Origin of the sequence: Mesoflavibacter zeaxanthinifaciens DSM 18436, assembly GCF_000422365.1 — a bacterium.
Lineage (GTDB): Bacteria > Bacteroidota > Bacteroidia > Flavobacteriales > Flavobacteriaceae > Mesoflavibacter > Mesoflavibacter zeaxanthinifaciens.
Genome location: NZ_AULQ01000001.1, coordinates 406,119 through 428,928, shown reverse-complemented (window position 1 = coordinate 428,928; position 22,810 = coordinate 406,119). Strand labels below are relative to the sequence as shown.

The 22,810-nt window shown below is 30.6% G+C and carries 21 protein-coding genes; 15 read left to right on the top strand and 6 right to left on the bottom strand.

The features are described from left to right. Position 1 precedes the first annotated feature (1 nt). A complete protein-coding gene (locus H574_RS0102040; RefSeq protein ID WP_027878953.1) occupies positions 2-799 on the top strand; it encodes a TerC family protein in 798 nt (265 codons plus the stop codon). Here the strand turns inward: H574_RS0102040 and H574_RS0102035 are convergent. The 5 genes from H574_RS0102035 to H574_RS0102015 form a co-directional block, all read right to left on the bottom strand. Next, the gene (locus H574_RS0102035; RefSeq protein ID WP_027878952.1) at positions 786-3,419 is read right to left on the bottom strand and encodes a DNA gyrase/topoisomerase IV subunit A; all 2,634 of its coding nucleotides are present in this window, start codon (positions 3,417-3,419) and stop codon (positions 786-788) included. The genes H574_RS0102040 and H574_RS0102035 overlap by 14 nt on opposite strands. Before the next feature lie 55 nt (positions 3,420-3,474). Further along, positions 3,475-4,002, bottom strand: a complete 528-nt coding sequence (locus H574_RS0102030) for a hypothetical protein (RefSeq protein ID WP_027878951.1) — start codon at positions 4,000-4,002, stop codon at positions 3,475-3,477. Between the two features lies 1 nt (position 4,003). Then, positions 4,004-5,860, bottom strand: a complete 1,857-nt coding sequence (locus H574_RS0102025) for a DNA topoisomerase IV subunit B (RefSeq protein ID WP_027878950.1) — start codon at positions 5,858-5,860, stop codon at positions 4,004-4,006. A 266-nt stretch (positions 5,861-6,126) separates the two neighbouring features. Then, on the bottom strand, positions 6,127-7,221 hold the full coding sequence (gene ychF / locus H574_RS0102020; protein WP_027878949.1) for a redox-regulated ATPase YchF: 1,095 nt from the start codon (positions 7,219-7,221) through the stop codon (positions 6,127-6,129). Between the two features lie 99 nt (positions 7,222-7,320). Next, positions 7,321-7,674, bottom strand: a complete 354-nt coding sequence (locus tag H574_RS0102015; protein WP_027878948.1) for a 4Fe-4S dicluster domain-containing protein — start codon at positions 7,672-7,674, stop codon at positions 7,321-7,323. Positions 7,675-7,745: 71 nt separating this feature from the next. Here H574_RS0102015 and H574_RS0102010 point away from each other — a divergent pair, with 71 nt between their 5' ends. The 10 genes from H574_RS0102010 (at position 7,746) to H574_RS0101965 (ending at position 16,822) form a co-directional block, all read left to right on the top strand. Continuing rightward, positions 7,746-8,807 (top strand): acyl-CoA reductase, encoded by a 1,062-nt coding sequence (locus H574_RS0102010; RefSeq protein ID WP_027878947.1) that lies wholly within the window; start codon positions 7,746-7,748, stop codon positions 8,805-8,807. Positions 8,808-8,922: 115 nt separating this feature from the next. Beyond that, the gene (serC, locus tag H574_RS0102005; RefSeq protein WP_027878946.1) at positions 8,923-9,984 is read left to right on the top strand and encodes a 3-phosphoserine/phosphohydroxythreonine transaminase; all 1,062 of its coding nucleotides are present in this window, start codon (positions 8,923-8,925) and stop codon (positions 9,982-9,984) included. Positions 9,985-10,015: 31 nt separating this feature from the next. Next, complete coding sequence (locus tag H574_RS0102000) at positions 10,016-10,972, top strand: D-2-hydroxyacid dehydrogenase (RefSeq protein ID WP_027878945.1); 957 nt, start codon at positions 10,016-10,018, stop codon at positions 10,970-10,972. A 122-nt stretch (positions 10,973-11,094) separates the two neighbouring features. Continuing rightward, the gene (locus H574_RS0101995; RefSeq protein WP_027878944.1) at positions 11,095-11,733 is read left to right on the top strand and encodes a DUF937 domain-containing protein; all 639 of its coding nucleotides are present in this window, start codon (positions 11,095-11,097) and stop codon (positions 11,731-11,733) included. An 88-nt stretch (positions 11,734-11,821) separates the two neighbouring features. Further along, entirely contained in the window at positions 11,822-12,253 is a 432-nt protein-coding gene (locus H574_RS0101990) for a DUF6146 family protein (RefSeq protein WP_027878943.1), read from the top strand. 35 nt (positions 12,254-12,288) lie between these two features. Beyond that, on the top strand, positions 12,289-12,780 hold the full coding sequence (locus tag H574_RS0101985; RefSeq protein WP_027878942.1) for a DUF6787 family protein: 492 nt from the start codon (positions 12,289-12,291) through the stop codon (positions 12,778-12,780). Further along, positions 12,781-13,110: a hypothetical protein gene (locus H574_RS0101980; RefSeq protein ID WP_036226908.1), complete on the top strand. Its 330-nt coding sequence runs from the start codon at positions 12,781-12,783 to the stop codon at positions 13,108-13,110. Positions 13,111-13,151: 41 nt separating this feature from the next. Then, a complete protein-coding gene (locus H574_RS0101975) occupies positions 13,152-15,551 on the top strand; it encodes a TonB-dependent receptor (protein ID WP_027878940.1) in 2,400 nt (799 codons plus the stop codon). A gap of 10 nt (positions 15,552-15,561) precedes the next feature. Further along, positions 15,562-16,140 (top strand): hypothetical protein, encoded by a 579-nt coding sequence (locus tag H574_RS0101970; RefSeq protein ID WP_027878939.1) that lies wholly within the window; start codon positions 15,562-15,564, stop codon positions 16,138-16,140. Positions 16,141-16,315: 175 nt separating this feature from the next. Continuing rightward, positions 16,316-16,822 (top strand): hypothetical protein, encoded by a 507-nt coding sequence (locus tag H574_RS0101965; protein WP_027878938.1) that lies wholly within the window; start codon positions 16,316-16,318, stop codon positions 16,820-16,822. Positions 16,823-16,876: 54 nt separating this feature from the next. Here H574_RS0101965 and H574_RS0101960 read toward each other — a convergent pair whose 3' ends face one another. Further along, positions 16,877-17,176 (bottom strand): hypothetical protein, encoded by a 300-nt coding sequence (locus H574_RS0101960; RefSeq protein WP_027878937.1) that lies wholly within the window; start codon positions 17,174-17,176, stop codon positions 16,877-16,879. Between the two features lie 365 nt (positions 17,177-17,541). Here H574_RS0101960 and H574_RS0101955 point away from each other — a divergent pair, with 365 nt between their 5' ends. The 4 genes from H574_RS0101955 to H574_RS0101940 all read left to right on the top strand — a co-directional run bounded on the left by H574_RS0101955 (position 17,542) and on the right by H574_RS0101940 (position 22,790). Next, the gene (locus H574_RS0101955; protein ID WP_027878936.1) at positions 17,542-20,037 is read left to right on the top strand and encodes a DUF5916 domain-containing protein; all 2,496 of its coding nucleotides are present in this window, start codon (positions 17,542-17,544) and stop codon (positions 20,035-20,037) included. Positions 20,038-20,087: 50 nt separating this feature from the next. Continuing rightward, complete coding sequence (locus H574_RS0101950; protein ID WP_027878935.1) at positions 20,088-20,747, top strand: ABC transporter ATP-binding protein; 660 nt, start codon at positions 20,088-20,090, stop codon at positions 20,745-20,747. A gap of 66 nt (positions 20,748-20,813) precedes the next feature. Continuing rightward, positions 20,814-22,022, top strand: a complete 1,209-nt coding sequence (locus H574_RS0101945; RefSeq protein WP_027878934.1) for a GAF domain-containing sensor histidine kinase — start codon at positions 20,814-20,816, stop codon at positions 22,020-22,022. A gap of 3 nt (positions 22,023-22,025) precedes the next feature. After that, positions 22,026-22,790, top strand: a complete 765-nt coding sequence (locus tag H574_RS0101940) for a TIGR02757 family protein (protein WP_027878933.1) — start codon at positions 22,026-22,028, stop codon at positions 22,788-22,790. Positions 22,791-22,810: the final 20 nt, after the last annotated feature.

Genomic DNA, 22,810 nt, shown 5'->3' with positions numbered 1-22,810 from the left:
CATGATAGAGTTTTTAACCTCTAGTGATGCCATTTTTGCATTACTAACGCTTACATTTTTAGAGATAATTTTAGGAATAGACAATATTGTGTTTATCTCTATCGCTGCAAACAAACTTCCTGAAGAACAACGTGGTAAAGTCACAAATATTGGACTTTTACTAGCAATGGTACAACGTATTATTTTGTTGTTTTTTGTGTCTTTTTTAGTTGGTTTATCTAAGCCTTTTTATACTTTAGATTTAAATTGGATGCATTTAGAGTTAAGCTGGCAAGCCATAATTTTATTTGCTGGTGGATTATTTTTAATATACAAAAGTACTTCTGAAATAAGAGAAAAAGTCTCTGATCCAAAACATGATGAAGATGAAGTTAAAGGCAAAGCTATTAAATCTTTACAACAAGCTATAATTCAAATCTTAATTATAGATTTTATTTTCTCTATAGATTCTATCTTAACAGCTGTTGGTATGACTAATGGTTTATCAGACAATCACAACTACAATTTAATTTTAATGATAATTGCGGTTGTTATTTCAATAATAATAATGATTGGATTTGCTAATAAAATTAGACGTTTTATAGACAAAAACCCAAGTATACAAATACTTGGGCTTTCTTTTTTAATCTTAATTGGATTTATGCTAATTACAGAAGCTGGTCATTTATCTCACACAACTTTCTTTGATAAAAAGGTTGGTGCAATACCTAAAGGATATCTATATTTTGCAATTGCATTTTCTTTATTTGTCGAATTTTTGAATCAGAAAATAAGCAAAAAACCTACTAAAAAAGTGTAGGTTGACCGGAATCATCAAGGTTACTTCCTTCTTCTAAATCTTCTGACGGTTTTGAAGAAACATTTTCTTCGTCTATTACATCAATGGTATCTGCTGGAACGTCTTCTGGCGCTTCATAAGGTAAAGGATCTAAAAGACTTATTTGGTTAACCTTATCTTTAGTTAATTGATTACCAAGTGCATTTATACCTTTAATTGCTATAAATTCTTCTAAATTAACTTGAAGATTTTCCTTTCTATCTTTACCTCTTTCTTTAGTAAATTCTACTTCCGCCATAGGTTTCCAGTCGGTAGATACAATTTCTAATTGTGATTTTGGATGTTCTGATATAAATAAATCTTCTTTACTTTCGTTTTCAATTAAAAAACGTTTTACGTAGTAACGTTCTTTATCGCCGTCATAATAAATAGCTGAAATTGGCTTTTTTGGTATCCATTTTTCCAGCACAATCATATCGTCATCAAAATGCGCTGTTACTTCTGGAATTATAGTTTTTACATAACCACGTTGGTTGATTACTAATAGTCGATCTTCACCTCTAAATTCGCCTAACAACTCGCCTCTTCCATCTACATTTAAACGTTGTACTGTATCGTCAAACCATATTTTACGAGGTTTTAGTGTAGATACACCTTTTTCTTTTAATTCTATTTTTTTAATGGCATATTTGGTAACCACATTACCTTTACTTGCTCGACCTTTTATTAAAATGTCTGCAAAATCTATATCCCATTTAAGTTTTTTAATACTTCCAACTTGTCTTAAAAATACCGAAATGACTTCGGCTTCTCCATTAGGGTTTGCAGAGAAATACCAAACTTTACTCGATTTGTTTCCATTAGTCAAGTCGTACTCTTTATCTCTAGTCATGGAAGTTACGGCAAAACGTTTGATATACGAAGGTCCTTTGCTTCCATCGCGATAAATCATATTGTAAATAGTACGTTTGTCTTTCTTTTTAAAGACTGCAACGTGTATAATATTTTTACCAATAAAGGTTTTGCTATCTACTTTAGTGACCATCATTTTACCTTCGGCAGTAAATACAATAATATCATCTATATCACTACAATCGCAAACATACTCGTCTCTTCTTAACGATGTACCAATAAAACCTTCTTCTCTATTTACGTAAAGTTTTGTGTTTCTAATCACCACTTTTGTAGCATCTACATCTTCAAAAGCGCGTAGTTCTGTTTTACGCTCTTTACCTTCGCTATATGTTTCTTTTAAGCGTTTAAAGTACGCTATTGCGTAATCTATTAGGTTAGCTAAATGATGTTTAACTTCGGCGATTTGATCTTCTAAAGCATCAATTTTTTGTTGCGCTTTATCGATATCGAATTTAGAAATACGTTTAATTCTAATTTCGGTTAAACGTACAATATCTTCTTCTGTAATGGCACGTTTTAAATGTTTTATATGTGGCTGAAGTCCTTTGTCTATTGCTTGGATAACACCTTCCCAAGTTTCTTCCTCTTCAATATCACGATAGATACGGTTTTCTATAAAAATACGTTCTAACGATGCAAAATGCCACTGCTCTTCAAACTCGTTAAGTTTGATTTCTAATTCTTGTTTTAATAACTGAACTGTGTTGTCTGTACTACGACGTAACATTTCAGAAACACCTATAAATAACGGTTTGTTATCTTCAATCACACAGCCTAATGGCGAAATAGAGATTTCGCAATTTGTAAATGCGTAAAGTGCATCTATAGTTTTATCTGGTGAAATTCCTGACGGTAAATGCACCAAGATTTCTACTTCTGCAGCAGTATTATCTTCTATTTTTTTGATTTTGATTTTACCTTTGTCGTTCGCTTTTAAGATAGAATCTATTAACGACGATGTTGTTGTACCAAAAGGTACTTCGGTAATTACCAATGTGTTTTTATCGTATTGCGAAATTTTTGCACGCACACGAACTTTTCCGCCACGCATACCGTCGTTATAATCGCCACAATCTGCAATACCTGCTGTTGGAAAATCTGGTAAAATTGTAAAACGCTTACCTTGAAGATGCTTGACAGACGCATCGATAAGCTCTATAAAATTATGTGGTAATATTTTTGTTGATAATCCTACTGCAATACCTTCTCCGCCTTGCGCTAACAATAACGGAAACATTACTGGTAGATTGATTGGCTCTTTACGCCTACCATCGTAAGACGCTTGCCACTCGGTAATTTTTGGATTATAAACTACGTCTAAAGCAAATTTAGAAAGACGTGCTTCGATATAACGTGATGCTGCTGCGCTATCTCCGGTAAGGATATTTCCCCAGTTACCTTGCGTATCAATTAACAGGTCTTTTTGACCAATTTGTACCATAGCATCTGCAATACTGGCATCACCATGCGGATGATACTGCATGGTATGACCAACAATATTAGCCACCTTATTGTAACGACCATCATCTAAGTCTTTCATAGAATGCATGATACGACGTTGCACTGGTTTAAAACCATCTTCTATTGCTGGTACTGCACGTTCTAAAATAACATAAGACGCATAATCTAAAAACCATTCTTTATACATACCAGTAATCCTGGTAATGGTTTCGTTTGCGTCTTGGTTTTGGTCGTTTGTTAAGTCTTCGTTTTCTTCTTCTGCCATATTGTTATTCCTGTTTAAAGGAAATTATTTATTTAGACTTAAATATAAGTTTTAATTATTCGATAGTTAAATAATATTCTACATCTATCAATTCAAAAGTATTTGATATACCTGTTGAATGTGGCTCTTCAACATCATATGTAATAACACAACTTGAATTTGCATCAATTGATGTACAAGAATTTATGCCATAATTAGTTGAAAATTGGATATTATCTGAATTAATAGTTATTCTTTGTATACCTTCTACTGGTTGGTCGCTAAGGTTATTTAATTGAATTTCAAATTGTAATCTAGACGTATTATTACCTGTGTCTTGTGTGTATTCAAACTGAATTACATCATAGCTAAAGTCTTCTAATTTTTGAGGTTCTATTTGTTCTGCACTAGTTGGCTCTGAAAAATCACAAGGCACTTCTTGTTCTGTGTTATAGCTGTAAGATGCTCCGTCAAGAATATAAAACTGAGTTATGGTTATTGTTTTTGTACAACTTTGAATTGAATCTTCGTTTTCATCGCTAGAAGAACAATTAAAACATAACAATAAAACAAATAATAAATTTAATATAGCTTTATATTTCATCCTACTTCTCTTCTATTAAATCCATTTCAACCTTTAAGTTATCTATAATAAACTCTTGTCGCGATGGTGTGTTTTTACCCATGTAAAAAGACAATAATTCTTCTATAGACATATTATCGTCAAGCATTACAGGATCAAGTCTTATATCGTCACCTATGAAATGTTTAAATTCGTCTGGACTAATTTCACCTAAACCTTTAAATCGTGTAATTTCTGGTTTTGGCTTTAGTTTTTCTATAGCGTTACGACGTTCTTCTTCACTGTAACAATAAATAGTTTCTTTTTTGTTTCTTACCCTAAATAATGGTGTTTGTAAGATGTAAAGATGTCCGTTTTTAATAACTTCTGGAAAAAACTGTAAGAAAAAAGTAATTAACAACAGTCTAATATGCATACCATCTACATCGGCATCGGTTGCAATTACGATGTTATTGTAACGTAAATCTTCTAAAGATTCTTCTATATTTAAAGCTGCTTGAAGTAGATTAAACTCTTCGTTTTCGTAAACTATTTTTTTGGTTAAACCGTAACTGTTTAGTGGTTTTCCTTTTAAACTAAAAACGGCTTGCGTATTAACATCTCTAGATTTTGTGATACTTCCCGAAGCCGAATCTCCCTCAGTTATAAATAAGGTGGTTTCTAGATTTCTTTCGTTTTTTGTATCACCAAAATGCACACGACAATCGCGTAATTTTTTATTATGAAGACTTGCTTTTTTAGCACGATCTTTAGCTAATTTTCTAATACCAGAAAGCTCTTTACGTTCACGTTCGGCTTGTAATATTTTACGTTGAAGCTTTTCGGCTGTTTCAGTATTTTTATGTAGAAAGTTATCTAAGTAAGTTTTGATAAAATCGTTAACATAAGTTCTAACGGTTGGTAAATCTCCACCCATATCTGTCGAACCTAATTTTGTTTTAGTCTGACTTTCAAAAACTGGTTCCATTACCTTTATGGCAATTGCAGAAACAATAGACTTTCTAACATCTGAAGCATCGTAATTTTTGCCATAAAAATCTCTAATGGTTTTTACAATTGCTTCTCTAAAAGCGTTTAAATGCGTTCCTCCTTGTGTTGTGTTTTGTCCGTTTACAAAACTGTTGTAATCTTCGCTATATTGTGTTTTACTGTGCGTTATTGCTACTTCAATATCGTCACCACGTAAGTGTATTATTGGATAAAGTTGATCGTCTTCTTTAATTTTTTCTGAAAGAAGATCTTTTAATCCATTTTCACTAAAGTATTTTTCGCCATTAAAAACTATGGTTAAACCAGGATTTAAGTACACATAGTTTTTAAGCATTTTTGCTACATACTCATGACGAAACTTGTAATTTTTAAAGATAGTTTCGTCAGGAATAAATGAGACTTTTGTTCCTTTTCGTCTTGACGTTTCTTCTAAAAACTCTTGATCTACAAGGTTTCCTTGTTCAAAATCGGCAGATGCACTTTTACCATCACGAGATGATTCTACTCTAAAATATGTTGATAAAGCGTTAACTGCTTTTGTACCAACACCGTTAAGTCCAACCGATTTTTTAAAGGCTTTAGAATCGTATTTACCACCGGTATTCATTTTAGACACGACGTCTACAACTTTTCCTAATGGTATACCACGACCATAATCGCGTACGATTACTTTATTGCCTTGTATGGAAATCTCAATGGTTTTTCCTGCGCCCATAACAAACTCGTCTATCGAGTTGTCTAATACTTCTTTAAGCAGAATGTATATACCGTCGTCTGGCGAAGATCCATCACCAAGTTTACCAATATACATACCAGGTCGCATACGGATGTGTTCTTTCCAGTCTAACGAGCGTATATTGTCTTCGGTATAATTTGTTTGTTCTGACATAAATTTAGGTGCAAAATGTGAGATATGTTGCTAATATAATACAACCCAGTAAAAAATGAAATAGTAGACTATGAAATTAATTAACAATATATTTTGATAAGTAGTAAACTATTTTTTATCGACACAAATTTCACGAATTTTCAAAAATCATCTAGTGTTTTACATTTTAATTCAATCACTTCTAAACAAAAAACGAGATGAATTTTCATCTCGTTTTTAATGTCTTAAATCTTAATATCTAATTGTGAAGCAATCTAAAATGTAAATTACACATTGAATCTAAAATGCATCACATCGCCATCTTTTACGATGTATTCTTTACCTTCAACACGCATTTTACCAGCTTCTTTTACTTTAGCTTCACTACCAAATTGTACATAATCATCGTAAGCAATAACTTCTGCTCTAATAAATCCTTTTTCAAAATCGGTATGAATTACTCCTGCAGCTTGCGGTGCAGTTGCACCGACATTTACAGTCCAAGCTCTTACTTCTTTAACTCCTGCAGTAAAGTAGGTTTGTTGGTTTAATAATTTATAAGCAGAACGGATTAATTTAGCAGATCCAGGCTCGTCTAATCCTATATCTTGTAAAAACATTTGGCGCTCTTCGTAATCATCTAATTCATTGATATCTGCTTCTGTACCTACTGCTAGCACTAAAACTTCAGCATTTTCATTTTTTACGTTTTCACGAACTTTTTCGACATATTCATTACCAGAAACAGCACTACCTTCGTCTACATTACACACATACATTACTGGTTTTTCTGTAATAAACTGTAATGGTTTTACGTAAGCTTTATGGTCTTCTTCAGAAAAATCTAAAGCTCTAATTGATGTTCCTGCCTCTAAAGCTTCCTTAATTTTTAATAAAACAGCTTCTTCTTTTTGAGCTTCTTTATCGCCTGTTTTTGCAGCTCTTTTTACTTTGTCAAGCTTTTTTTCTACTGTTTCTAAGTCTTTTAATTGCAGCTCTATATCTATAGTTTCTTTATCTCTAATTGGATCAACACTACCATCTACATGTACAATATTATCGTTATCAAAACAGCGTAACACGTGTAAAATTGCATCTGTTTCTCTAATATTTGCTAAAAATTGATTACCTAAACCTTCTCCTTTACTAGCTCCTTTTACTAATCCTGCGATATCAACAATTTCTACTGTTGCTGGTAAAACACGTTCTGGTTTTACTAAACTTTCTAACTTTTCCAACCTTGGATCTGGTACATTTACCACACCAATATTAGGCTCTATCGTACAAAACGGAAAGTTTGCGCTTTGCGCTTTTGCATTAGATAAACAATTAAATAAAGTCGATTTTCCTACGTTTGGTAAGCCTACAATTCCTGCTTTCATTGTTATATTTTATTTTTAACGAGTGCAAATGTACACATTAATCCAATAAAAAATCCCAAGTGTTAACTTGAGATTTTAAATTTTTAGATAAATATTATGTTATCCATCAGGATGCATAAATTTTTGTTTACCAAGTAAGGTTTCTTCATTTTCTACATGATCATCATCAGGTACACAACAGTCTACAGGACAAACTGCAGCACATTGTGGCTCTTCATGAAATCCTTTACATTCTGTACATTTATCAGGGACAATGTAATAAATCTCATCACTTAAAGGCTCTTGCGCCTCATCTGCATTAACTTCTTTTCCATCAGGTAAAACTAATTTACCTTCTAAACTTGTTCCGTCTTTATATCTCCAATCGTCAGCACCTTCGTAAATTGCAGTGTTTGGGCATTCTGGCTCACAAGCTCCGCAGTTTATACATTCGTCTGTTATAATAATTGCCATAGCGTAATTTCGTTTTTGTTTACTTAACTTTGTACAAAAATAAAGCCAAAAATACGGTTATACAAATTATAATGGGTAACAAATATTACATAACTAAAGCTTTCGCCGAATTAGGCCAATTTTTAAGCCAATTTACCACTAAAGGAATTGAAAAAAAAGAAAATGTTCTACATAATGACTTGTTTTTTGATGGATTTAAACATCAAATAAAATTAGCCAAAGAACATAATGGCTGGTTTACTGAAAACAATATTTTATTCGCTTTAGAAGGTTGGGCTAATTTATTGACTGAAAATAATTTAAAACAATGGTTATCAAGTTATAATTTAAGTGAAGTCCAACCAAAAAAAGTAGCTATTATAATGGCAGGAAATATCCCTTTGGTTGGATTTCATGACTTTTTAAGTGTTTTAATCACTGGACATGATGTGTTGGCAAAACAATCGTCTAACGATAAACATCTTTTACCTTTTTTAGCTAAATATTTAGAGTATGTTTCTCCTGAATTAAAAGGAAAAATAACATTTACCGAAGACAAACTTCAAGATTTTGATGCTGTGATAGCAACAGGAAGCAACAATACTGCTAGGTATTTTGAGTATTATTTTAAAAATAAACCATCAATAATTAGGCAAAACAGAAATTCAGTAGCAATTTTAACTGGTGATGAAACTGAAGATCAACTTAATGACTTATCAGAAGATATTTTTAGATATTATGGATTAGGTTGTCGCAACGTTTCTAAATTATTTGTTCCAAAAAATTACAATTTTGATGGCTTTTTTAACGCGATGTATAAATGGCATCCTATAATTGAAGAGGCTAAATACGCTAATAATTATGATTATAATAAAGCAGTCTATTTAATGAGCGAATTTGACATGTTAGAAAATGGTTTTTTAATGATAAAAGAAGACCAAAGCTATGCATCTCCTATCGCAACTGTTTTTTATGAATACTATGATAGCTTAGAACAACTTCAAAACAAACTAAACATTGATAAAGATTTAATTCAATGTGTTGTGTCTAAAGGGCTAACCGAAAACGATGTAGATTTTGGTATGACCCAAAAACCACAACTTTGGGACTACGCAGATGATATTAATACTATTGAGTTTTTGTTAAAAATATAGTTGATAAATTATCATATTAATAACATTTTTTACAGTATTAATTAGCACCTTTGTAATGCTAAACAAACTATATATACTGTAAATCTTTTACAGTGTATGCATAAAATATTAAAAAATGCAAAGACACAATTTTAGCGCAGGACCATGCGTATTGCCTCAAGAAGTATTACAAAAAGCCTCTCAAGCGGTTTTAGATTATGACAACGGATTATCTTTAATTGAAATTTCTCATAGAAGTAAATCCTTTGTAGATATTATGGAGCAAGCAAGATCTTTGGCTTTAGAATTACTTGGTTTAGAAGGCAAAGGTTATAAAGCTTTATTTTTACAAGGTGGCGCAAGTATGCAATTTTTAATGGTTGCTCAAAATATGTTAGAAAAAAGAGCTGCGTATCTAAATACAGGAACTTGGTCTGACAAAGCTATTAAAGAAGCTAAAATCTTTGATGACATTATTGAAGTTGCGTCTTCTAAAAATGCTAATTACAATTATATCCCTAAAGGATACGAAATCCCAGAAGATTACGATTATTTTCACTGTACATCTAACAATACCATTTTTGGAACACAAATAAAAGAGTTTCCAAACTCACCAATACCAATGGTCTGTGATATGAGTTCTGACATATTTTCAAGAACCTTAGATTTTTCAAAATTTGATATTATTTATGCTGGTGCTCAAAAAAATATGGGTCCTGCTGGTACTACTCTAGTTATAGTAAAAGAAGATGTTTTAGGTAAAGTATCACGCAAAATACCTTCTATGTTAGACTACAAAGTGCATATTGAAAAAAGCTCAATGTTTAATACGCCTCCAGTATTTGCAGTATATACAAGCATGTTAACATTACAATGGTTAAAAGATTTAGGAGGTATTAAAGCAATTGAGGAAGAAAACGAAAAGAAAGCGCGTTTAATTTATTCTGAAATAGATTTAAATCCTCTATTTAAAGGATTTGCAGCTAAAGAAGATCGTTCTTACATGAATGCAACTTTTACATTAACAAACGACGATTTAAAAGAAACTTTTGATACCATGTGGAAAGAAGCTGGTATTAACGGACTTAACGGACACAGAAGTGTTGGTGGTTACCGTGCAAGTATGTATAATGCTTTATCACTAGACAGTGTTAAAGTATTAGTAGAAGTTATGAGCGAATTAGAAAGTAAAGCTTAATCATTTTTAAACAGAAAAAGAAAATATAATAATGAAAGTATTAGCAAACGATGGTATATCAAATAGCGGAATCGAAGCTTTAGAAGCTGCTGGATTTGAAGTTAATACCACTACTGTAGCACAAGAACAATTAATAAATTATATTAATAACAATAATATAACTGTACTTTTAGTAAGAAGCGCAACAAAAGTTAGAAAAGACATCATTGACGCTTGTCCAGAACTAAAAATAATAGGTCGTGGTGGCGTTGGTATGGATAATATAGATGTAGACTATGCACGTAATAAAGGTATACACGTAATCAATACTCCTGCAGCATCTTCTCATTCTGTTGCAGAACTAGTTTTTGCTCATCTTTATGGTTTAGCAAGATTTTTACATAATGCCAATAGAGACATGCCTTTAGAAGGAGACACTAAATTTAAGGCATTAAAAAAAGCTTATGCTAAAGGAACAGAATTAAAAGGTAAGACACTAGGTATTATTGGTTTTGGTCGTATTGGACAAGCTACAGCAAAAGTAGCTATTGGCGCAGGAATGAAAGTAATTGCTTTTGATCCATTTATTGAAAAGGCTGATTTAGAATTAGAGTTTTTTGATGGTCAAAAACTAAATTTCGATATTAAAACTGTGTCTAAAGAAGAAGTTATCAAAAACTCAGACTTTTTAACACTTCATGTACCGGCACAAAAAGAATATGTGATTGGTAAAGACGAATTTGATAAAATGAAAGAAGGTGTTATTATTGTAAATGCAGCTCGTGGTGGCGTTTTAGATGAAATCGCTCTAGTTAATGCTATTGAAAGCGGAAAAGTAGCAAGAGCAGCACTAGACGTTTTTGAAAAAGAGCCTCAACCAGAAATTCAATTATTAATGAATAGTAGCTTATCTTTAACTCCGCATACAGGTGCAGCAACTAACGAAGCACAAGACAGAATTGGAGTTGAGTTAGCAGACCAGATTAAAAGCTTGCTTTTAAACGATTAAAATTTACCTTTTATCGGATTTCTTTTAAAAAAATTATTAATTAAAGTCTCAAGAATAGCTTGGGACTTTTTTTTTGTAATTTACAATCACAAAATTTAAACAAACTTTAAAACATAATAAAAATGGCAGGTATTTTAGACTTATTAAATTCAGATTTAGGAAAAACAATAATTAGTGGTGTTTCTGGATCTACAGGAACAGACGAAAACAGAACAGGAAGCGTATTAACTATGGCTTTACCTGTATTAATGAAAGCTATGGAGCGTAACGCTTCTGCATCTCCAGAAGGCGCACAAGGATTACTTGGAGCTATAATGGATAAACATGATGGTAGTATTTTAGATAACCTTGGTGGATTATTTAATGGTGGTGTTGATGAGTCTGTAAAAACTGATGGTGATAAAATTTTAGGTCATGTTTTAGGTGCAAAAAAGCAAGGTGTAGAACAAGTAATAGGCCAAAAAGCTGGTTTAGATGCTGGTTCTGTTGGTAATATCCTTAAAGTAGCTGCACCTATTTTAATGGGTGTTTTAGGTAAACAAGCAAGACAAAACAACGTTAGTTCTACTAATGATTTAGGAGGTTTACTTGGTGGTTTACTTGGCGGTAGTGAAGCTAAAGAAGAACAAAGCTTTTTAGAAAAAATATTAGATGCAGATGGAGATGGTAGCGTTGTAGATGACGTAGCTGGTATGGTTTTAGGAGGAGCTAAGAAAAAAGGCGGTCTTGGCGGACTTTTAGGAGGATTATTTGGAAAATAATTATTATTAAATATTTCAAGAAAAAGCCAAACAAAATGTTTGGCTTTTTTTATCCTATAATTTTAGTAACTTTAGTAAAAACAGAACGATGAAAAATTTAGCTTTAGCTGCTTGCATTATCTTAATTGCTTATAGTTGTACTACATCTAAAAAAACTGTAGAAGCAGATAATAGTTCTGCACAAATTGGAGATACTATTAAAATAACTAGTGATAAAACAGAATACGAAATAATCATAATAGAACCAGGTTTTAATGTTTGGTTAAATACAACTGCAAGACCAGAAGGGTTTTACAATCAAACTTATTTAGAAAATAAAAATATTTTCTATGTACAAGCATGGAATAACAGAGTTTTGCAACCACAACGTTACAATCCTAATTTATATGAAATGCAAATTGACTATAGACAGAATATTGATTATGGTTATGAGCTTAATTATAAATTGTATAATTACTTTATTTACTTCCAAAATAAATATAATCAAAATCTTTTAGGTGGTCGTGTGCCTCCTTTTTAAATCGTTTTGTACTTTTGCAGACTTAAAAAACAGCTATGAAAGTATTTAAACAACGCTGGCAAATTCAAAAAAATTGGCAGCTTCTATTTCCTATTTTAGGCTTATTAGGTTTACTTTATTCTGGATATAAACTAGCTAATTTATTTTTTGAAAATATTTACCTAAAAATTGGCTTTACTATTATTATTACCTACCTATTATTAAAGGTTACTTTATTCTTGTTTAGCAAATTAGAAAACAAATGGAAAGTAACTTATAGATGGGAATTAATAGCTATCTTTATAGTATTTGCTATTACAGGATCTTCCTCTGTGTTTATTGGAAGACCTTTAATAAAATATATAGGAATTACTAAAGAAAACTTAAATCCTTTTATTTATTGGATTTTATATATTATTATTGGCCTCATTTTTTACCAAGTTTTACTAGTATTTTATGGTTGGTTATTTGGTCAATTTCAATTTTTTTGGAACTTTGAAAAGAAAATGCTAAAACGATTTGGTTTAGGACGTTTTTTAAACGAATAAATGTACACTATTAAACACATCATATCAAAAAGCTTAGCGCTTATACTTGTTGTTACGGTATTACTACCTGCGACAGTAAAAGCATTGCATGTGTTTGAAAATCATAAACATGAAGTTTGTACAGAAAAAACTAGCGACCACCATTTACACCAAGTAGATGTAGACTGCGAGTTTTATAAGTTTAAACTAAACAATACATACTACCACTTACCTACTTCATTTGATATAAGTTTTAATGATAATATTTATTCTACAAATTATCATTACTATAAATTTCTTTTTAATCATCAGCAATCATATACGTATTTAAGAGGACCACCAAGTTGTTAATCTGTTTGTAGATTAAAAACTCATTCACTTAAATATTTAAAATGAAATACTTGCTAATTATTTTAGCATTTGTAGTACCAAAAACTATAAGTGCTCAAAACTGTACATATACTTTTATAGGAGAGATTTCAGATTTTCATGATGCAACGCCTATTGTTGGTGCTACTGTACATATAGAGAATTTGGATAAATACGTTGTATCTGATATTAATGGAAAATTTAAAATTGAAAACCTATGTGAAGGTAATTTAAATTTGACCATAAGTCATGTCGCTTGTGATACAAAATCTGTGTCATTTAGCATTAATTCTGATACTTATGAAACCATTTTGTTAGAACACCATATTGAAGATTTAGAAGAAGTAACAATTAACGGTAAAACTGTTAAAGAAAACACTAATTCAGGTCAAGAAACTATCATAAAATCTCAAGATATTTACAAATACAACACTTTAAGCTTAGGTGATGCTCTAAAAGAAGTACCTGGTGTATCTTCAATAAATACAGGAAGCACCATTGTAAAACCAGTTATTAACGGTTTACACAGTAGCAGACTAATTGTTTTAAACAATAATGTTAGGTTACAAGACCAAGATTGGGGAATTGAGCACGCGCCAAATATTGATATAAATTCGGCAGATCAAATCTCTGTAATTAAAGGTTCTGGTACATTAGCTTATGGTGGAGATGCTATTGGAGGTATAATTGTTGTTAATCCAAACCGTGTTATTGTTAAAGATACATTATACGGTAAAACCTCTATTAATGGTTATAGTAATGGTCGTGGATTTTTAATAAATTCATCTTTAAACAAAAGCTTTAAAAGTGGTTGGTTTGCCAATGTACAAGGAAGCTTTAAAAAAAGTGGCGATTTAAAGTCTCCTGATTATTATTTAACCAATACAGGTTTAAATTCTAAAGGAATAACCCTAAGAGCTGGTAAAAAATCTTTTGAGTCTGGTTTTGAAGCTTATTACAGCTATTTAAATAGCGAAATAGGTATTTTAAGAGCATCTCATATAGGAAATATTAACGATTTAATCAATGCTATTAATTCTAACCAACCTTTAGTTGCCGAAGATTTTAGCTATGATATTAACAATCCAAAACAAGACGTTACACATCAAATTTTTAAGGCTAATTATTACAAGCGTTTTAAAAACTTTGGTAAAATTGATATTCAGTATGATTATCAAGAAAACCAACGATTTGAGTATGACATAAGAGTTGGTGATGATCGTGATAAACCTGCTTTAGACCTTAATTTAACAACGCATACACTAACAAGTAATATACTTTTAGATGCTAAGAATAATTTTGAGCACAATGCAGGTGTTTTATTTAGATTTCAAGATAATTTTGCTAATCCAGATACTGGTGTAAGACGTTTAATACCAGATTACGAAAAATATGATTTTGGTGCCTATTTTACAACTAATTGGAATGTAAATAGTAACTTAAGTCTTGATGCTGGTATAAGATACGATTACAACTTTATAAATGCATACAAGTATTATAAAACAAGCAGATGGGAAGAACGTAATTATGACCAAGAGTTTAATGATTTAATTATTGATGATCTTGGTACACAATTATTGGTTAATCCAGAGTTTACGTTTCATAATATATCGCTTAGCGCTGGTGCAAAATATAATTTAAATAGCAACTCTTATATAAACGGACAGTATAGTTTAACTACACGTCCACCAAACCCATCAGAGTTATTTAGTGATGGTTTGCACCATTCGGCAGCAAGAATAGAATTAGGTGATTTAAGAATAAAACAAGAAGTTTCTAACAGAATTTCTTCAACTTACAATTACTCAAAAAATAAGTTTCAACTAAATATTGAAGGTTTTTATAATCACATAAATAATTTTATTTATTTAAAGCCAACAGGTGTAGAGTTTACTATAAGAGGTGCATTTCCGGTATGGGAATACCAGACCACTAACGTTGCTTTGTACGGTTTAGGTCTAGCGGTTAACTATCAATTAAATGATAGGTTTAGTATTACAAACAAGTCTTCTTTTACAAAAGGAAACGACTTAAGCGATAACCAAGACCTTATTGATATACCACCAATAAACATATCTAATCAAATAAAGTACTTTAATTCAGACTTAAATAATTTAAGTATTAGTCTAAAAAGTGAATGGGTTTTAGAACAAACGGATTATCCAAATTTTAATTTTGAAACACTAAACCCAACAACAAACCAAAATGTATTAGTAGACATAAGTACGCCGCCAAGCGCCTATCATTTATTACACTTTGATAGTAATGTAGATTTTAAAATAACAGAAAATTCTAGATTAAATCTTGCGTTTGGTGTATCTAACTTATTAGACACAAAATACAGGTCTTACTTAAACAGATTACGTTTTTTTGCTGATGACGTAGGAAGAAATTTCACTTTAAAAATTCAGTATAATTATTAAAAACACAAAAATGAAAACTTTAAAACATTTATCATACTTATTAATCGCTTCTTTAATCTTTGTATCATGTTCTGATGATGACGACAACAACAACATTCCTGATCCTGTAAACGAAGAAGAAGTAATTACAACTGTAACAGCTACATTAACACCTGCTGGTGGTGGTACAGTTGTTACTTTACAATCTCAAGATTTAGATGGAGACGGACCAGATGCACCTGTAATTACTATATCTGGTAATTTAGCTGCAAATACAACTTATAGCGGTAGCTTAGATTTATTAAATGAAACAGAATCTCCTGCTGAGTCTATTACAGAAGAAATTGAAGAAGAAGCTTTAGAGCACCAATTTTTCTTTGATGTATCTAACGATTTATTTAGCGTAGCTTATAATGATATGGATGCAGACGGTAACCCAATTGGATTAGATTTTATCGTTACAACAGATGCTACAACTGGTACAGAAGCATTTACTATTACTTTAAGACACGAGCCTAGTAAAGATGCAGCTGGTGTAAGCGCTGGAGACATTACAAATGCAGGTGGAGAAACAGATGTTGAAGTAACTTTTAATGTTACTGTACAGTAATTTGTTAAACACTTTTATATTAAAAAATCCCGCAAATAGCGGGATTTTTTAGTTAACAAGCTTTTTGATATAAACAATATAACTGTTAATAACATAGTGAAGATTACTTCAAAAAAATCCCACCTTAGCGTTGGGTTTTTTTTATATTTATTAAATTATAAATATTAAATAAATTTTGGAGAATATTTTAAATTGGTTAAATAGCTTCGTAAGAGACAATTCTTTAACTTCAGTTCTTTTAGTTTCATTAGTTTTAAATATAATATATGATCTACTAAAAAAACTTTTCTTTTCTATAATAAAATTCTCCATAACTAAAACGAATAGATGGTCATTAAAAAATATTGAATTTTTAGTTAATCATTATAAAGATGAATTAAAATCACTTAAAAAGATATCTGAAAATAATAATGATGAATTGTTAAATTTAATTGAGGAAACTTATAACTACTTTTTATTTTGTTTAATAATTGTAATCTCTCTTTTATTTATTAATAAAGTAACTAGTGACCTGTTTTTTTACAGCTTTCTTGGAACTTCAACTACTCTAATTATGAAAATTATTGGAAGTATAATTTACAATTATAAATTAGTTAAAAAATCAAAAAAAATTGAATTCCATGAGAAGAGAATTAAAAGAAAAATTAAAACTTTAAAAGAATTAATAAAAAAACATGAATAAAAAACACCTCAAAAAGAGGTGTTTTTTTTATAATTCAGCGTTAAAAAATTAATCCTATTTCACTTCAATAGTTTTATCTTGTTTTTTACCTGAAAACACATAAGTGTATAACCACATAATGGTAAAGGTTGGTATAACGTCAAAACCAGGTAACGCCTCTTCTATAAAAGATACTACCGCTGCTACTCTACCCGTTTTACCTTTATAAAGTTTGGTCATTAACCATGCAGATGCTGGTGCCCAAATAATATCTCCAAATTCGCCAATACCAGGTATAATAAAAGTAACATATCCTAAAGCATCAAAAAGCAAACCTAAAAACAGTTTTGTGTATTTGTTTGTGTTGTTGTTCATTTATAAGATTTTAAATTCTAACAAGTTATAAGCAAATAGTGTTCCAAAATAAACAAGATAAAATAGTAGTAAATTACTAACCTTAATTAGTCACCATTATTACTCACTATTAATATAAATTGTTCTTTATAAAGATCAATTTTTGACCTCTATATTAAAATCTTTGACATAACATAATGTCAAATCACTTTACAATAAAAATAGTGTTTTCTGTTAATTTACAGGTTATAATCTATAGTTTCAAAAAAGATTTTAACGTTATATTATGAGAAAAGTATAACAACAAAGTTAGTTTTGTGTCTTTAAGTGTAACATTTATATTTTAGTTTACTCTTTATTGAGAATACCGAAATTTTTAAACCATCATGAAAATTTTATTTAAAGCGCTATTTTTCATTTTTATAAGTTGTCAATTACAAGCTCAAGACAAAAAAACTTATCAAATCAAACGTACTGATATAGCTCCAAAAATAGATGGTATTTTAGATGATATAGCCTGGAATGACGCACAAATAGCTACAAATTTTACCGAGTTTAGACCTGATTTAGGCGACCTACCTAGTAAAGAGAAAAGAACAGAAGTTAAAATGACTTATGATGATTCTGGAATCTACATTGCTGCTTACTGTTATGATAAACCAGAAGATATAATGACGCAGTTTACACAACGTGATAATTTTGGACAATCAGATTTTTTTGGTATTATTTTTAATCCAAATAATGATGCGCAAAACAACACTAATTTTTTTGTGTTTAGCTCTGGCACACAAGCAGATGCTGTAGAAAGCCCAAATAATGGTGAAGATTTAGGCTGGAACGCCGTTTGGGAAAGTAGTGTAGAAATGCAAAATGACGGTTGGATTGTAGAGGTTAAAATACCATATAGAGCTTTACGTTTTACACAACAAGAAAACCCAACTTGGGGTATACAATTTCATAGACATTATCGCAATACAAGAGAACAAATGACATGGAATCCTTTAGATCCAACAAAAGGAAATAATGGACTATACCATGCAGAATTAAAAGGATTAAAAAACATTACGCCTCCAACAAGACTTAGTTTTTTTCCTTACGCATCTGGTTTAACAAGCTCTTTTGACGGAGAAACAGAAACCGAACTTGCTGCAGGTATGGATGTAAAATATGGGATTACAGAAAATATTACTTTAGATGCTACTTTAATACCTGATTTTAGCCAAGCTGGTTTTGACAATGTCATATTAAACCTTGGTCCTTTTGAGCAACAATTTTCAGAAAGACGCCAGTTTTTTACAGAAGGTATAGATTTATTTAGCAAAGGTAACCTCTTCTACTCTAGACGTATTGGTGATGCGCCTAGCGGATTTCCTATTTTAGATGAAGATGAAGATATTGTTGAATATCCTGAAAAAGTTCAGCTATTAAATGCAGTTAAAATTTCCGGACGTACAAAAAACGGTTTAGGTATTGGTTTTTTTAATGCTATTACAGAAAAAACCTATGTAGATATTGAAAAAACTGAAGTTTTAAACCCAAATTCTGAAGCTGAAGAAATTAGAAAATCTAATAGGCGTGCTATAGTAGAGCCATTAGCAAACTACAACATCATGGTTTTAGATCAGCAGTTTAATAAAAACTCGTCTGTAACTTTAATCAACACCAATGTTACAAGAGATGGCGATTTTAGAGATGCTAATGTTACTGGTTTTTTAACCAATATCGTTAATAAAAAGAACACTTATGGCGTCTATGCTAACGGAAAGATGAGCACGTTTAATGACGTATCTAACAAACAAAATGGCTATGCTGTAGAAGCAGGAATTGGAAAAATTAGTGGTAAATATCGTGTGTCTTTAGACTATAACTATGCAGATGTTAATTTTGATCCAAACGATTTAGGTATTCAATTCAGGAATAACTACAGTAACTATAGTTTTGATGCTAGCTATCGTATTTTTGAGCCAACAAAACACCTAAATAACATGTATTTAGGCACATGGTTTAATTATAACATGCTAGCTACGCCAAACGTATACACAGGAAAAAACACTGGTTTTAACTTTAATGCTACCAATAAAAAACTACACAGTTTTGGTATTAATGGTAACTGGAATATTGGCGAACAACATGATTATTTTGAGCCTCGTAATGGTTTTAATAGCTTCTTTACAACCAAAAATTACGCTCAAGCAAACATGTGGATTTCTTCCAATTACAACAATTTTTTTGCTATAGATGCTAACTTTGGTTACGGACGATTTTTTGATAAAGAGCGTGATAATTTTAATAATTATTGGTTTGGTATCAATCCAAGGTTTAAGTTTAATGATAAGTTTTTACTATTACTAGGTTTTGATTATGACGATTACACAGCAGATAGAGGTTATGTAAACGGACAACAAATTTACGATCGTATAATTTTTGGTCAACGCGACAGAAAGCAAATAACCTCAAATATATCCGGCAGCTACAATTTTAACTCTTTTAACGCATTAACACTAAGTTTTAGAAACTATGTAAGTACTGTAACTTATGACACTGAAATGTATGTACTACAAAACAACGGTAGTCTTGTACAGTCTGAAGTTTATACTAGGGATAACATAAGTTACAATCCTAATTTTAATCCAGATATTAATTTTAATACATGGAATTTAGACTTAAGCTATACTTGGCAATTTGCACCTGGTAGCCAATTAACCGCATTATATCGTAATCAGATTTTTAATCAATCTTCTAACTCAGAAGATAGTTATTTTGATACTTTAGACGATTTGTTTAAGCAAAAGCAGCGTAACACTGTATCTTTAAGAATGGTTTATTTTATAGATTATAACGATTTAAAAAAGGTATTTACTAAAAAAAGTAACTTAATCTAAACTTGCTAAAGCTAATTTAAAGTAGTAATTTTCAAGCTTTATATAAGCCTATGATTAAAGCAAAAAACATTCATAAATATTATGACGATTTACATGTCTTAAAAGGTGTAGACGTTACTATTAAAAAAGGTGAAATTGTATCTGTAGTTGGTGCTTCTGGAGCAGGAAAAACCACCTTACTTCAAATATTAGGCACTTTAGATTTTATTGATAAAAACTCAGAAACAGAGCTAATTATTAATGATAAAAATATTACAGAATTAAACGAAAAACAATTAGCTGAATTTAGAAACAAGCACATAGGTTTTATTTTTCAGTTTCATCAATTATTACCAGAGTTTACAGCTTTAGAAAACGTATGTATTCCTGCATTTATAAAAGGAACTAATAAAACAGAAGCTAACAAACGCGCTAAAGAATTATTAGACTTTTTAGGTTTGTCACACAGATACAACCATAAACCTAACGAGCTTTCTGGAGGAGAACAACAACGTGTTGCAGTAGCAAGAGCACTAGTTAACAACCCAGAACTAATCTTTGCAGACGAACCTTCTGGTAATTTAGATAGCGAAAGTGCAGAAAACCTTCATAATCTATTCTTTAAACTTCGTGATGAATTTGGACAAACCTTTGTGATTGTAACACACAACGAAGAGTTAGCCAATCTAGCAGATAGAAAACTTACAATGGTTGATGGAAAAATTGTTTAACTTTTTTGTTATCCGTGTTTATATTTTTACTAATTTAGTTAAACAAAATTTCTGACTCTCAAAATAATGCAGCTAAACACGATTCCTAAAAATGATAAAGAAAGGCTTTTAGCTGTAAAAAGTTATAAGCTAAACAGATGTCAAAAAGACATTAGTTTTAACAATATAACTGCACTGGCTACAAAAATAACCAATATGCCTGTCTCATTAATTTCTATAGTAGATAAGGACGAAGTTTGGTTTAAATCTGCAAAAGGCATGCAAATTAGCAGCTCTGAAAAAGAATTATCCTTTTGTAGTTATGCAATAGCTAGTGATGATGATGTTTACATAGTAGAAAACACAAAAAAAGATTTGCGTTTTGTAAACCATCCTTTTACTAAAAACGGAGATAAATCTATAGCTTTTTATGCAGGTGTATGTCTAACAGATAAAGATAACCATAAACTTGGTACTTTATGTGTGATAGATCATAAACCTAATGCAATAAACAAAGATCAAAAAGAAGCACTAAAACTACTAGCACAACAAGTTGTAAAATTAATAGAGCTTAATAAAAGTAATCTTAATCTTAAACAAACTAAGAAAAAACTAACTAAAAAAAATAAAATGCTAAAAGGATTTGCATCTCAAGTAGCACATGACATGAAGATGCCTTTAGCAAATATGATTTTAACAACAGACATATTAAAATCTAAATACAAAAAACATATAGATGATACTGGTATTAATTATTTACAAAACATTAAATCTTCATCTTTATCATTAAGTAGCTATATAAATAACCTATTAAACTATTACGAAAACAGTAATACATCTTCAACTTCTGTAGATACTTTTTCTTTTAATCATTTACTAGAAGAAGTTATAGATATTATAAATATCAAAGTAGACTGCACCATTAATTTACCCGAAAAAGACTTTGATATAACAAGTAACAGAGCTGCTTTAGAGCTTATTTTACTTAATTTAATTACCAACAGTCTTAAATACAACGATAAAGAAGAAACTATAATAGATGTAGAGTTAGACACAACCCAGGAAGATCTTAACTTTATAACAGTAAAAGATAACGGTATTGGTATACCTAAAAAAAAGCAGAAAAAAATATTTAAGTTATTTTCTACCATTGAAGAGACCGATAGATTTGGTCAAAAAGGTCATGGTATTGGCTTATCAACAGTAAAAAAATTAGTTACTAATTTAGGTGGAAATATAACAGTAAATTCTAAAGTTGGTGTTGGTAGTACTTTTAAATTTTCTATCAAAAAATAAAAATTGAAGACTATAGATAATCTCAAAGAGTTTTTAGACGAAAAAGTTATTCTTTATAATAATCCTAAGTTTATTGATAGTGACCCAATACAAATTCCGCATAAATTTTCTAAAAAAGAAGATATTGAAATAGCAGGTTTTTTAACCGCTACAATTGCTTGGGGAAATCGTAAAAGTATAATCAATAACGCTAATAAATTAATGGATTTATTAGATCATTCACCACACGATTTCATTTTAAACCATAAAGAAGAAGACTTACAACGCTTTGACAACTTTGTACATCGCACTTTTAATAATGTAGACTGTATTACTTTTATAAAAGCACTTCAAAATATTTATAATAATCACAATGGTTTAGAAGCTGTTTTCAGTAAAGGTAATAATGAAAATTTACAGCATTCTATTTCTCAATTTAAACAGATTTTTTTTGATATTAATCACCTACCAAGAACTCAAAAACATATTAGTGATCCCTTAAAAAATAGTGCAGCAAAACGTATTAACATGTTTTTACGCTGGATGGTAAGACCTAACAATACAGGTGTAGATTTTGGCATTTGGAAAAGCATTAAACCTTCAGAATTATCTTGTCCTTTAGACGTGCACTCTGGCAATGTAGCTAGAAAACTTGGGCTTTTAAGCAGAAAACAAAATGATGCTAAGGCTTTACAAGAATTAGATAAAAATTTAAGACTATTAGATCCTATAGATCCTGTTAAATACGACTTTGCTTTATTTGGTTTAGGAGTTTTCGAAAAGTTTTAACATAATTAAAATCCAAGATA